The organism is Xanthomonas sp. CFBP 8152 (assembly GCF_014199025.1).
In the GTDB taxonomy this organism is placed as follows: Bacteria; Pseudomonadota; Gammaproteobacteria; order Xanthomonadales; family Xanthomonadaceae; genus Xanthomonas; species Xanthomonas arboricola_B.
The window spans coordinates 262,108-274,820 of record NZ_JACHNO010000002.1 but is presented as its reverse complement, the minus strand read 5'-3'; the positions used below and the strand labels follow the sequence as shown (position 1 = coordinate 274,820).

Sequence of the window (12,713 nt, the reverse complement as noted above, 5' to 3'; positions counted from 1 at the left end):
TCGCGGGTGAGACGCTTCATCGCCGCGAGGCGATATTCCAAACCAGGTAGTGAAATCCAATGGCAAAGACACATGAAATCAAGGTCGAGCGCCGCGCGAACGAGGGGAAGGGTGCGAGCCGCCGCCTACGTCACGCTGGCGTCATTCCGGCCATCGTTTACGGCGGCGAACTCGAGCCGGTCAGCATCCAGCTCAACCACGAGCAGATCTGGCTCGCCCAGCAGAACGAGTGGTTCTACTCGTCGATCCTCGACCTGAACCTCAATGGCGACGTGCAGCAGGTGCTGCTGCGCGACATGCAGCGCCATCCGTTCAAGCAGCTGATCATCCATATCGACTTCCAGCGCGTCAGCGCCAACGAGAAGCTCAGCGCCGCCGTGCCGCTGCACTTCATCAACGAAGCGGCCTCGCCGGCCGGTAAGTCCAGCGAAGTGGTCGTCACCCATGAACTCAACGAAGTTCAGGTGGTCTGCCTGCCGAAGGATCTGCCGGAGTTCATCGAAGTGGATCTGGGCGCCCTGGAAGTGGGCAACGTGATCCACTTGTCCGAGATCAAGCTGCCGGCCGGTGTGGAAATTCCGGAGCTGAAGCTGGGCAAGGAGCACGACGTGGCGGTGGTTGCTGCCAAGCACGTGCGGATCGAGGAAGAAGACGCTGCCGGTGAAGAAGGCAGCGAAGGCGCCGAGACCAAGTAAGCCGTCGGCCGATCCCTCGCGCTGCGCGGGATCGGCTGCGGTCACTGGCATGTCTGCACTCCGCCTGATTGTCGGACTCGGGAATCCCGGTCCGGAACACGCGCAAACCCGGCACAACGCCGGGTTTCGTTTCGTCGATGCCCTCGTTGAACGCCATGGCGCGCGTTGGGGGCTGGATGCCAAGTTGTTCGGCGAGACCGCCAAGGTCGAGATCGCCGGGCAGCCGGTCTGGCTGCTCAAGCCGGCCACCTTCATGAATCTCAGTGGCAAATCGATCACCGCCGCGCTGCGGTTCTGGAAGATCGAGCCGGAGCAGTTGCTCGTTGCACACGACGAACTGGATCTGGCGCCGGGTACCGCGCGGCTCAAGTTCGATGGCGGCCACGGCGGCCAGAACGGCCTGCGCGATACCATCGGCCTGCTGGGGCACGGCAAATTTCATCGCCTGCGGATCGGTATCGGCCATCCCGGCCACAAGGACCGCGTGGTGCCATGGGTGCTGGGACGGGCAGGGCGCGACGACGACGCGGCAATCGGTAATGCGGTGGACGCAGCCATCGATGTGCTGCCGCTGGCAATGGAAGATAATTTCAACGAGGCGATGAAGCGCCTGCATACGGAAAAATAGAGAATGGGGAATCGGGAATGGGAGGAGCGTTGCTCTTGCCATTCTCGATTCCCGATTCTCCATTCACTGGAAAACCCATGGGTATCAAATGCGGCATCGTCGGCCTGCCCAACGTCGGCAAGTCGACCCTGTTCAATGCGCTGACCAAGGCGGGCATCGCTGCGGCCAATTTTCCGTTCTGCACCATCGAGCCGAATGTCGGCATCGTGCCGGTGCCGGATCCGCGTCTCAATCAGCTGGCTGAGATCGTCAAGCCGCAGAAGCTGATTCCGACGGCGGTCGAGTTCGTCGATATCGCCGGCCTGGTAGCGGGTGCGGCAAGCGGCGAAGGGCTGGGCAACAAGTTCCTGGCGCATATCCGCGAGGTCGATGCGATCACCCACGTGGTGCGTTGCTTCGAAAACGACGACGTCATCCATGTGAACAACAAGGTCGACCCGATCAGCGATATCGCGACCATCGACACCGAGCTGGCATTGGCCGATCTGGACAGCGTGGAAAAGGCGCTCAACCGGGCCGAGCGCAGTGCCAAGGGCGGCGACAAGGACGCAGCGGCGCGCAAGCCGGTGCTGGCCAAGCTGCAGGCTGCGCTGGCCGACGGCAAGGCAGGGCGCGCAGCCGGTCTGGACGACGATGAAAAGGCGCTGGTGCGCGACCTGTTCCTGTTGACGCTCAAGCCGGTGATGTACATCGCCAACGTGCTTGAGGACGGCTTCGAGAACAATCCGCACCTGGACGCGGTGCGTGAGCATGCGTTGGCCGAAGGCGCGGAAGTGGTGCCGGTCTCGGCAGCGATCGAAGAAGAGCTGTCGCAGCTCGACGACGCCGATCGCGACACCTTCCTGGCCGATCTGGGCCTGGACGAGCCGGGTCTGAATCGCGTCATCCGCGCCGCCTACAAGCTGCTTGGCCTGCAGACCTACTTCACTGCCGGCGTCAAGGAAGTGCGTGCGTGGACGGTCAGGGCTGGCTCGACCGCGCCGCAGGCGGCAGCGGTGATCCATACCGACTTCGAGAAGGGCTTCATCCGCGCCGAGACGATCGGCTTCGACGACTTCATCAAGCACCGCGGCGAAGCCGGTGCGCGCGATGCGGGGCGTCTGCGTCTGGAAGGCAAGGAATACCGCGTGCAGGAAGGCGACGTGCTGCACTTCCGCTTCAACGTCTGACCGGTTGCGCGCGACCCCGATGGTCGCGCAGATTCGGCACTGACGATTTGCTCAAAATTTTTGTTGACACTGCATGCGTCCCACAACAAAATAACGGGCTGCTTCACCCCGAACCGAATTCGCCTCATCGCGCATCGGTCCGGTCGTAAAAGCTGGAGGGATACCCAAGCGGCCAACGGGGGCAGACTGTAAATCTGCTGGCTTACGCCTTCGGTGGTTCGAATCCACCTCCCTCCACCAGTTTCACGTTGTGGCATGCAGTTCCCGGCGCGGGAGTAGTTCAACGGTAGAACCTCAGCCTTCCAAGCTGATGGTGCGGGTTCGATTCCCGTCTCCCGCTCCATTGAACGCAAATGCATGGCATAATGCAAAACTCGCTCACGTAGCTCAGTCGGTAGAGCACCTCCTTGGTAAGGAGGAGGTCGAAGGTTCGATTCCTTTCGTGAGCACCACTACTCAATCGTCTTCAACTCCAAACGATTACCGAGACACGCACCCATGGCAAAAGCTAAATTTGAGCGCACCAAGCCGCACGTGAACGTCGGCACCATCGGTCACGTCGACCATGGCAAGACCACGTTGACAGCCGCGCTGACCAAGATCGGTGCTGAGCGTTTCGGTGGCGAGTTCAAGGCGTATGACGCGATCGATGCGGCGCCGGAAGAGAAGGCGCGCGGCATCACGATTTCGACCGCCCACGTCGAATACGAATCCCCGAGCCGTCACTACGCGCACGTCGATTGCCCCGGCCACGCCGACTATGTCAAGAACATGATCACCGGTGCGGCGCAGATGGACGGCGCGATCCTGGTGTGTTCGGCTGCCGACGGCCCGATGCCGCAGACCCGCGAGCACATCCTGCTCTCGCGTCAGGTCGGTGTGCCGCACATCGTCGTGTTCCTGAACAAGGCCGACATGGTCGACGATGCCGAGCTGCTCGAGCTGGTCGAGATGGAAGTGCGCGAGCTGCTGAGCAAGTACGACTTCCCGGGCGATGACACCCCGATCATCCACGGTTCGGCGCGTCTGGCGCTGGACGGCGACCAGAGCGAGATCGGCGTGCCGGCGATCCTGAAGCTGGTCGAGGCGCTGGATTCGTTTATTCCGGAGCCGACCCGTGACGTCGATCGTCCGTTCCTGATGCCGGTCGAAGACGTGTTCTCGATCTCCGGCCGCGGCACCGTGGTGACCGGTCGTATCGAGCGCGGCATCATCAAGGTCGGCGACGAAATCGAAATCGTCGGTATCCGTGACACCCAGAAGACCACCGTCACCGGCGTGGAAATGTTCCGCAAGCTGCTGGACCAGGGTCAGGCAGGCGACAACGCCGGTCTGCTGCTGCGCGGCACCAAGCGTGACGACGTCGAGCGCGGCCAAGTGCTGTGCAAGCCGGGTTCGATCAAGCCGCATACCGAGTTCGAGGCCGAAGTGTACGTGCTGTCCAAGGATGAGGGTGGCCGTCATACCCCGTTCTTCAAGGGCTACCGTCCGCAGTTCTACTTCCGCACCACCGACATCACTGGCGCTTGCCAGCTGCCGGAAGGCGTGGAGATGGTGATGCCGGGCGACAACGTGAAGATGGTCGTGACCCTGATCAACCCGGTCGCGATGGACGAAGGTCTGCGCTTCGCCATCCGTGAAGGCGGTCGTACCGTCGGCGCCGGCGTGGTTGCCAAGATCGTCAAGTAAGTGCCTGCGTCCAGCCGCCTTGTGGCGGCTGGATTCAAACGAATGGCGGGCCGGCTGAACCGCGGTCCGCCTTCGTTGTCTTAGGGTTGGCGGTAAACGAGTACATACGCCAGTAGCTCAATTGGCAGAGCAGCGGTCTCCAAAACCGCAGGTTGGGGGTTCGAGTCCCTCCTGGCGTGCCACTCCTCTTTCCGGCCCAGCGACTCGGGTCAGATCGGTAACTAGAGCCGGATGAATAGCAAAATCGAGCCTTCCAAAAGCGCGTCTGCTGCCAGCGCTGATATCGTGAAATACGTCATCTCCGCGCTCCTGGTGATCGCGGGGTTGTTTGTGTGGTTCTGGTTTTCTGCGCCCGAGCGTGCCACGCAGTTTGGAGCCTGGACGCCGCAATTGCGTGCGCTGGCCGTGATCGTGGGTCTGGTGGCGGGTGCGTTTGTGTTTTTGGGAACCGGCAAAGGCCGGGACACCCGCGAATTCATGTCCGAATCCAGGTTCGAGTTGCGCAAGGTAGTCTGGCCGACGCGCCAGGAAGCCATTCGTACGACCTGGGTCGTAATTGTTGTTGTGATCATTCTGAGTTTGCTGTTGGGCGGCTTCGACTTTGTCATCCAGAAGCTCACGCAGTGGTTCCTGGCTCGTTGAGGAGAATCAAGCAGTGAAGCGTTGGTATGTCGTTCACGCCTATTCAGGCTTCGAAAAATCCGTTGCGCAGGCATTGCGCGACCGTATCGCCCGTACCGAAATGGAAGACCGTTTCGGCGACGTGCTGGTGCCGACCGAAGAGGTCATCGAAATGCGTGCCGGCCAAAAGCGCCGGTCCGAGCGCAAGTTCTTCCCCGGCTATGTGCTGGTGCAGATCGAGACCCACGAAGAAGCCGGTATTCCGCGCATCGACAATGAAAGCTGGCACCTGGTGAAGGAGACTTCCAAGGTGATGGGTTTCATTGGTGGCACCGCCGACCGTCCGTTGCCGATTCGCGACGAAGAAGCCGATGCGATCCTGCAGCGTGTGCAGGACGGCGTCGAGAAGCCGCGTCCGAAGGTATTGTTTGAGCCGGGTCAGATGGTGCGCGTCACCGATGGTCCGTTCAACGACTTCAATGGCGTGGTGGAAGAAGTCAATTACGAGAAGAGCAGGTTGCGGGTTGCCGTGCTCATCTTCGGTCGCTCCACGCCGGTCGAGCTCGAGTTCGGTCAGGTCGAGAAGGGCTGACGCCGGCCGGGCGCTGTCTAGGCGCCCGCCTTGAATGCTGCTATAGTGCGCGGCTCGCTGACTTGGCGAATCGCCGGGAACCAATGGCTGCCGCATGGCAGCCATCTGCGTGTGGTCAAAAGCGTGAAGCCGGGACACGTGATTTCCCGGTCCGATGGGGAGCCTGCAGATTAGGCGCTAGCACCCGGAGAGTATCGAAATGGCAAAGAAGATAACTGCTTACATCAAGTTGCAGGTCAAGGCCGGTCAGGCCAATCCTGCGCCGCCGGTCGGCCCTGCACTGGGTCAGCGCGGTCTGAACATCATGGAATTCTGCAAGGCGTTCAACGCGGCCACGTCCAAGCTGGAGCCGGGTCTGCCGACGCCGGTGGTCATCACTGCGTATTCCGACCGTACCTTCACTTTCATCACCAAGAGCACCCCGGCCAGCGTGCTGCTCAAGAAGGCTGCAGGCGTGACGTCCGGTTCCAAGCGCCCCAACACCGACAAGGTGGGCAAGGTGACGCGCAAGCAACTGGAAGAGATCGCCAAGGTCAAGGAAGCCGATTTGACGGCGGCCGAGCTGGAAGCGGCAGTGCGCACGATTGCGGGTTCTGCCCGCAGCATGGGTTTGACGGTGGAGGGCTAAGACATGGCACAGAGCAAGCGCGTTAAGGCCATTGCGGCCGCTGTCGTTCCGGGCAAGACCTATGCCTTCGAAGACGCAATCAAGATCCTGAAGACCGTGACCAAGGCCAAGTTCGTCGAGTCGATCGACGTTGCCGTGCGCCTGGGTGTGGACGCCAAGAAGTCCGACCAGCAGGTGCGCGGTTCGACCGTGCTGCCGGCCGGTACCGGCAAGAGCGTTCGCGTTGCCGTGTTCGCACCGGCCGGTGCCAAGGCCGACGAAGCCCTGGCCGCTGGTGCCGAGGCGGTGGGCATGGATGACCTGGCCGAGAAGATGCAGGCTGGCGATCTGAGCTACGACGTGGTCATCGCCACCCCGGACGCGATGCGCGTCGTCGGTAAGCTCGGCACGCTGCTGGGCCCGCGCGGCCTGATGCCGAACCCGAAGGTCGGCACCGTGTCGGCCAACCCGGGCGAAGCGGTCAAGAATGCCAAGTCGGGTCAGGTGCGTTACCGCACCGACAAGGCCGGTATCATCCACTGCACCATCGGCAAGGCCAGCTTCGATGACGAAGCGCTGAAGTCGAACCTGCAGGCGCTGCTGCTGGACCTGATCAAGGCCAAGCCGGCCACCTCGAAGGGGACCTACCTGCAGAAGGTGTCGGTCAGCTCGACGATGGGTCCTGGTGTGACCGTCGACCAGTCCAGCCTTGCGCTGAAGTGAGTTGAGGGGTCGGGCCTGTCATGGGCCTGACCCGTCGATGTAGTACAGCATTGTTTTTCCGGCCCGGGTCACCGTGTGCTGGGAGTCCGTTCCCTCCTTTGGGGTAACGGACATTTTGAAGGCGATCGCCGGCATGTCCGGCGGTAGCCGTCAAAGACCGCAGGCGCGGTCAGCGCAGATCGACGACGGGCATGGATGCTCGCACTGGCAGGGAGTCGCCGTCGATGCAGCGGGATCGCTTAATCAGGTTCGCAAGAGCCGGCCGGCGTAGATGGTGTCGCCCTTCTGGAGCTTTCTGGTTTACGCGCGTCTGGGACATCCCGGATCGAGCCCACTCCAGGTCTAGAACGGCCACCAAAGGAACATCGGTCGATGTTCCCGGCTTCCAGGAAGGAGGCTGCCCTGGACCGCAACCGGCAGGAGCCGCGAGCGGAGTAGTTTGAAGCGGGGATGAGGGATTCGGCATTGAGGATTTGCAAGCTGCTTCACGGCTCTGGCGAATCCCCAATCACCAATTCCGAATCCCAGCTTTAACGGAGGAGTGCAATGGCTCTCAATCTGTCTCAGAAGCAAGAAGTAGTCGCCGAGCTGGCAGACATCGCCGCCAAGGCTCACTCCTTGATCGCCGCCGAATACGCTGGCATCACGGTCTCCCAGATGACCGCGATGCGCAAGCAGGCACGCGAAACCGGCGTGTTCTTGAAAGTTGTCAAGAACACCCTGGCTGCGCGCGCCGTTGAAGGTACTGATTTCGCTGTCGTCGCTGACAAGCTGGTCGGTCCTTTGCTGTATGCGTTTTCGATGGAGGAGCCCGGCGCTGCCGGTCGCCTGATCAAGGAATTCGCCAAGGGCAACGACAAGTTGCAGGCCAAGGTCGTGTCCATCGGCGGGGAACTGTTCCCGGCCGGCCACGTCGACGTGTTGGCTTCGCTGCCGACCCGCGACCAGGCCCTGGCCATGCTGGCCCGCGTGCTGTCCGAGCCGGCTGCCATGTTTGCCCGTGCCGTCAAGGCCGTGGGCGACAAGCAGGGTGGTGGCGACGAAGCCGCCGCGCCGGTCGCCGAGACTGCCGAAGCTTGATGTCCTAGCGTTCGCTAGAACCCCAATCCAGAAAATCATTTAAAGGTAATCACAATGTCCCTTACCAACGAACAGATCGTCGACGCCATCGCCGAGAAGTCCCTGATGGAAGTGATGGAGCTGGTCAAGGCCATCGAAGAAAAGTTCGGCGTCTCCGCTGCCGCTCCGGTCGCTGCTGCTGCAGCTGGCCCGGCTGCTGTGGTTGAAGAGCAGACCGAGTTCAACGTGGTGCTGACCAACTGCGGCGCCAACAAGGTCGGCGTCATCAAGGCTGTCCGCGCCGTGACCGGCCTGGGCCTGAAGGAAGCCAAGGATCTGACCGAAGCCGGTGGCATGCTGAAGGAAGGCGCTTCGAAGGACGAAGCCGAGAAGATCAAGAAGGAACTGACCGAAGCCGGCGCGACGGTCGAAATCAAGTAAGCAATACCTTGCATCGCCAGCGTTTCATGGTGATGCACTGAAGGCTGGGAGCGTAAAGCTCCCGGCCTTTGGCCGTTTCGGGCGGAAATCGGGAATCGGGATTGGGGAATCGCAAATGCAACATCGCGTGCTCATCCGATTCCCATTTTTCCATTCCCGATTCCCGGCCTCACCGAGTTGGTAGTTGGAAGTAGCGGGAGAAGGCGTGCTGGTGCCGGCAATACCAGCGACTTCCAACTGACAATTTTGTTATTTCAGGGCCGCCGCGACGCGGCCCCCGCAGCCTAGGGTGAAGACTCATGACGTCTTATTCGTTCACCGAAAAAAAGCGTATCCGCAAGGACTTCGGCAAGCAGCGCTCGATTCTCGAAGTGCCGTTCCTGCTTGCCATCCAGGTCGATTCCTATCGCGAATTCCTGCAGGAAGACGTGGAGCCGAACAAGCGTAAGGACCTCGGTCTGCACGCGGCCCTGAAGTCGGTGTTCCCGATTTCCAGCTACAGCGGCAATGCCGCGCTGGAATACGTGGGCTACAAGTTGGGTCAGCCGGTGTTTGACGAGCGTGAATGCCGTCAGCGCGGCATGAGCTATGGCGCGCCGCTGCGCGTGACCGTGCGCCTGGTGATCTACGACCGCGAGTCGTCGACCAAGGCCATCAAGTACGTGAAGGAGCAGGAGGTCTATCTCGGCGAAATTCCGCTGATGACCGACAACGGCACCTTCATCGTCAACGGCACCGAGCGCGTCATCGTCTCGCAGCTGCACCGTTCGCCGGGTGTGTTCTTCGACCACGACCGTGGCAAGACCCACAGCTCGGGCAAGCTGCTGTACAGCGCCCGCATCATTCCGTATCGCGGTTCCTGGCTGGACTTCGAGTTCGACCCGAAGGACGCGCTGTTCACCCGTATCGACCGCCGCCGCAAGCTGCCGGTGTCGATCCTGCTGCGCGCGCTCGGTTACAGCAACGAAGAGATGCTGGCCGAGTTCTTCGAGATCAACACCTTCCACATCAACCCGGACGAAGGCGTGCAGCTGGAGCTGGTGCCGGAGCGTCTGCGTGGCGAAACGCTGAACTTCGACCTGGCCGATGGCGACAAGGTCATCGTGGAGGCGGGCAAGCGCATTACCGCCCGTCACGTCAAGCAGCTCGAAGCTGCCGGCGTCGCCGCGCTGGCCGTGCCGGACGACTACCTGCTCACCCGCATCCTGTCGCACGACGTGGTCGATGGCTCGACCGGCGAATTGCTGGCCAATGCCAACGACGAGATCACCGAAGACCAGCTGGCGGCGTTCCGCAAGGCCGGCGTCGATGCGGTCGGCACCCTGTGGGTGAACGATCTGGATCGCGGTCCGTATTTGTCCAACACCCTGCGGATCGATCCGACCAAGACCCAGCTCGAAGCGCTGGTCGAGATCTACCGGATGATGCGTCCGGGCGAGCCGCCGACCAAGGAAGCCGCGCAGAACCTGTTCCACAACCTGTTCTTCACCTTCGAGCGCTACGACCTGTCCACGGTCGGCCGCATGAAGTTCAACCGTCGCGTCGGCCGCAAGGACGTGCTGGGCGAGTCGGTGCTGTACGACAAGAAGTACTTTGCCGAGCGCAACGACGAGGAATCCAAGCGCCTGGTCGCCGAGCACACCGACACCTCCGACATCCTGGAAGTGATCAAGGTGCTCACCGAGATCCGCAACGGTCGCGGCGTGGTCGATGACATCGATCACCTGGGCAACCGTCGCGTGCGTTCGGTCGGCGAAATGGCCGAGAACGTGTTCCGCGTGGGCCTGGTCCGCGTCGAGCGCGCGGTCAAGGAGCGCCTGTCGATGGCCGAGTCCGAGGGTCTGACCCCGCAGGAACTGATCAACGCCAAGCCGGTGGCTGCGGCGATCAAGGAGTTCTTCGGCTCCTCGCAGCTGTCGCAGTTCATGGATCAGAACAACCCGCTGTCGGAAGTGACGCACAAGCGTCGCGTCTCCGCACTGGGCCCGGGCGGTCTGACCCGCGAGCGCGCCGGCTTCGAAGTGCGCGACGTGCATCCGACCCATTACGGCCGCGTCTGCACCATCGAAACGCCGGAAGGCCCGAACATCGGCCTGATTAACTCGCTGGCCGTGTTCGCCCGCACCAACCAGTACGGCTTCCTCGAGACGCCGTACCGCAAGGTGCTGGACGGCAAGGTCTCCGACGACGTCGAGTACCTGTCGGCGATCGAGGAAAACGAGTACGTGATCGCCCAGGCGAACGCGCTGACCGATGCCAAGAACATGCTCACCGAGCAGTTCGTGCCGTGCCGGTTCCAGGGCGAGTCGCTGCTCAAGCCGCCGGCCGAAGTGCACTTCATGGACGTCTCGCCGATGCAGACCGTGTCGGTCGCCGCGGCGCTGGTGCCGTTCCTGGAGCACGACGACGCCAACCGCGCACTGATGGGCGCCAACATGCAGCGCCAGGCCGTGCCGACGCTGCGTTCGCAGAAGCCGCTGGTCGGAACCGGCATCGAGCGCGCGGTTGCGCGCGACTCGGGCGTGACCGTGAACGCCTTGCGTGGCGGCGTGATCGAGCAGATCGACGCGGCCCGCATCGTGGTCAAGGTCAACGAGGCAGAAATCGGCGGCGGCACCGATGCCGGCGTGGATATCTACAACCTGATCAAGTACACCCGCTCCAACCAGAACACCTGCATCAACCAGCGTCCGCTGGTGAACGTGGGCGACGTGATCGCGCGCGGCGACGTGCTGGCCGACGGCCCGTCCACCGACATCGGTGAGCTGGCGCTGGGTCAGAACATGCTGATCGCGTTCATGCCGTGGAACGGCTACAACTTCGAAGACTCCATCCTGCTCTCCGAGCGCGTGGTGGAAGAAGATCGTTACACCACGATCCACATCGAAGAACTGACCTGCGTTGCGCGCGACACCAAGCTGGGGCCGGAGGAAATTTCCGCCGACATCCCGAACGTGTCCGAGCAGGCGCTGAACCGCCTGGACGAGAGCGGCGTGGTGTACATCGGTGCGGAAGTGCGTGCCGGCGACATCATGGTGGGCAAGGTCACGCCGAAGGGCGAGAGCCAGCTGACTCCGGAAGAAAAGCTGCTGCGTGCGATCTTCGGTGAGAAGGCGTCCGACGTGAAGGACAGCTCGCTGCGCGTGCCCCCGGGCATGGACGGCACCGTCATCGACGTGCAGGTCTTCACCCGCGACGGCATCGAGAAGGACAAGCGTGCGCGTCAGATCGAAGAGTCCGAGATCAAGCGCGTCAAGAAGGACTTCGACGACCAGTTCCGCATCCTGGAAGCGGCCATCTACGCACGTCTGCGCTCGCAGATCGTGGGCAAGGTCGCCAACGGTGGTCCGAACCTGAAGAAGGGCGACAACGTCACCGACGCGTATCTGGACGGGCTGAAGAAGTCCGATTGGTTCCAGCTGCGCATGAAGGACGAAGACGCAGCCGACGCCATCGAGCGCGCGCAGAAGCAGATCCAGGCGCACGAGAAGGAATTCGAAGCACGCTTCGCCGACAAGCGCGGCAAGATCACCCAGGGCGACGACCTCGCACCGGGCGTGCTGAAGATGGTCAAGGTGTTCCTGGCAGTGAAGCGCCGCATCCAGCCGGGCGACAAGATGGCAGGCCGCCACGGCAACAAGGGTGTGGTCTCCAACGTCGTGCCGGTCGAGGACATGCCGTACATGGCCACCGGCGAGCCGGTCGACATCGTGCTGAACCCGCTCGGCGTGCCGTCGCGTATGAACATCGGCCAGATTCTGGAAGTGCACCTGGGCTGGGCTGCCAAGGGCCTGGGTCGCAAGATCCAGCGCATGCTGGAAGCCCAGGCGGCGGTCAGCGAGCTGCGCAAGTTCCTGGACGACATCTACAACCACGACAGCGCGATCAATGCACAGCGCGTGGACCTGTCGCAGTTCAGCGATGAGGAATTGCTCAACCTGGGCAAGAACCTGATCGATGGCGTGCCGATGGCCACCCCGGTGTTCGACGGCGCCAGCGAAGCGGAAATCAAGCGCATGCTGGAACTGGCTGAATTGCCGCAGAGCGGCCAGACCCAGTTGTACGACGGTCGTACCGGCGAAGCGTTCGATCGCAAGACCACGGTCGGCTACATGCACTACCTGAAGTTGAACCACCTGGTCGACGACAAGATGCATGCGCGCTCGACCGGTCCGTACTCGCTCGTCACCCAGCAGCCGCTGGGCGGCAAGGCGCAGTTCGGTGGTCAGCGCTTCGGTGAGATGGAAGTCTGGGCGCTGGAAGCCTACGGTGCGGCCTACACCCTGCAGGAAATGCTGACGGTGAAGTCCGACGACGTGCAGGGCCGCAACCAGATGTACAAGAACATCGTCGATGGTGAGCACGAGATGGTCGCGGGCATGCCGGAATCCTTCAACGTGTTGGTGAAGGAAATCCGCTCGCTGGCGATCAACATGGAACTGGAAGAGTGATCGAGACGGATCCCTGCGCCGCGCTGCGGTGCCGGGAT

11 protein-coding genes and 4 tRNA genes are annotated in these 12,713 nt (G+C 62.2%); all 15 read left to right on the top strand.

The features are described 5' to 3' along the window. Positions 1-59 precede the first annotated feature (59 nt). The 15 genes from FHT09_RS08855 to rpoB all read left to right on the top strand — a co-directional run bounded on the left by FHT09_RS08855 (position 60) and on the right by rpoB (position 12,675). The gene (locus FHT09_RS08855; protein WP_016900688.1) at positions 60-695 is read left to right on the top strand and encodes a 50S ribosomal protein L25/general stress protein Ctc; all 636 of its coding nucleotides are present in this window, start codon (positions 60-62) and stop codon (positions 693-695) included. 49 nt (positions 696-744) lie between these two features. Beyond that, positions 745-1,323 carry an aminoacyl-tRNA hydrolase gene (gene pth / locus FHT09_RS08850; RefSeq protein WP_104604300.1) on the top strand — a complete coding sequence of 193 codons (579 nt, stop codon included), beginning with the start codon at positions 745-747 and terminating at the stop codon, positions 1,321-1,323. Positions 1,324-1,400: 77 nt separating this feature from the next. Next, positions 1,401-2,492: a redox-regulated ATPase YchF gene (gene ychF / locus FHT09_RS08845; protein ID WP_104538415.1), complete on the top strand. Its 1,092-nt coding sequence runs from the start codon at positions 1,401-1,403 to the stop codon at positions 2,490-2,492. Between the two features lie 154 nt (positions 2,493-2,646). Further along, a tRNA-Tyr gene (locus FHT09_RS08840) sits at positions 2,647-2,732 on the top strand. Positions 2,733-2,761: 29 nt separating this feature from the next. After that, a tRNA-Gly gene (locus FHT09_RS08835) sits at positions 2,762-2,835 on the top strand. A 33-nt stretch (positions 2,836-2,868) separates the two neighbouring features. Then, positions 2,869-2,944, top strand: a tRNA-Thr gene (locus FHT09_RS08830). A 46-nt stretch (positions 2,945-2,990) separates the two neighbouring features. Beyond that, a complete protein-coding gene (gene tuf / locus FHT09_RS08825) occupies positions 2,991-4,181 on the top strand; it encodes an elongation factor Tu (RefSeq protein WP_104538414.1) in 1,191 nt (396 codons plus the stop codon). A 106-nt stretch (positions 4,182-4,287) separates the two neighbouring features. Continuing rightward, positions 4,288-4,363, top strand: a tRNA-Trp gene (locus FHT09_RS08820). A 49-nt stretch (positions 4,364-4,412) separates the two neighbouring features. Beyond that, a complete protein-coding gene (secE, locus tag FHT09_RS08815) occupies positions 4,413-4,823 on the top strand; it encodes a preprotein translocase subunit SecE (protein WP_104607505.1) in 411 nt (136 codons plus the stop codon). A 13-nt stretch (positions 4,824-4,836) separates the two neighbouring features. Then, the gene (nusG, locus tag FHT09_RS08810) at positions 4,837-5,394 is read left to right on the top strand and encodes a transcription termination/antitermination protein NusG (protein ID WP_016900683.1); all 558 of its coding nucleotides are present in this window, start codon (positions 4,837-4,839) and stop codon (positions 5,392-5,394) included. Positions 5,395-5,593: 199 nt separating this feature from the next. Continuing rightward, positions 5,594-6,022 (top strand): 50S ribosomal protein L11, encoded by a 429-nt coding sequence (gene rplK, locus FHT09_RS08805; RefSeq protein WP_016900682.1) that lies wholly within the window; start codon positions 5,594-5,596, stop codon positions 6,020-6,022. A gap of 3 nt (positions 6,023-6,025) precedes the next feature. After that, positions 6,026-6,724 carry a 50S ribosomal protein L1 gene (rplA, locus tag FHT09_RS08800; RefSeq protein WP_016900681.1) on the top strand — a complete coding sequence of 233 codons (699 nt, stop codon included), beginning with the start codon at positions 6,026-6,028 and terminating at the stop codon, positions 6,722-6,724. A gap of 546 nt (positions 6,725-7,270) precedes the next feature. After that, on the top strand, positions 7,271-7,804 hold the full coding sequence (gene rplJ, locus FHT09_RS08795; protein ID WP_016900680.1) for a 50S ribosomal protein L10: 534 nt from the start codon (positions 7,271-7,273) through the stop codon (positions 7,802-7,804). A gap of 54 nt (positions 7,805-7,858) precedes the next feature. Continuing rightward, complete coding sequence (rplL, locus tag FHT09_RS08790) at positions 7,859-8,224, top strand: 50S ribosomal protein L7/L12 (protein ID WP_008574194.1); 366 nt, start codon at positions 7,859-7,861, stop codon at positions 8,222-8,224. Between the two features lie 299 nt (positions 8,225-8,523). Beyond that, a complete protein-coding gene (gene rpoB / locus FHT09_RS08785) occupies positions 8,524-12,675 on the top strand; it encodes a DNA-directed RNA polymerase subunit beta (RefSeq protein ID WP_016900677.1) in 4,152 nt (1,383 codons plus the stop codon). The last annotated feature ends 38 nt before the right edge of the window (positions 12,676-12,713 follow it).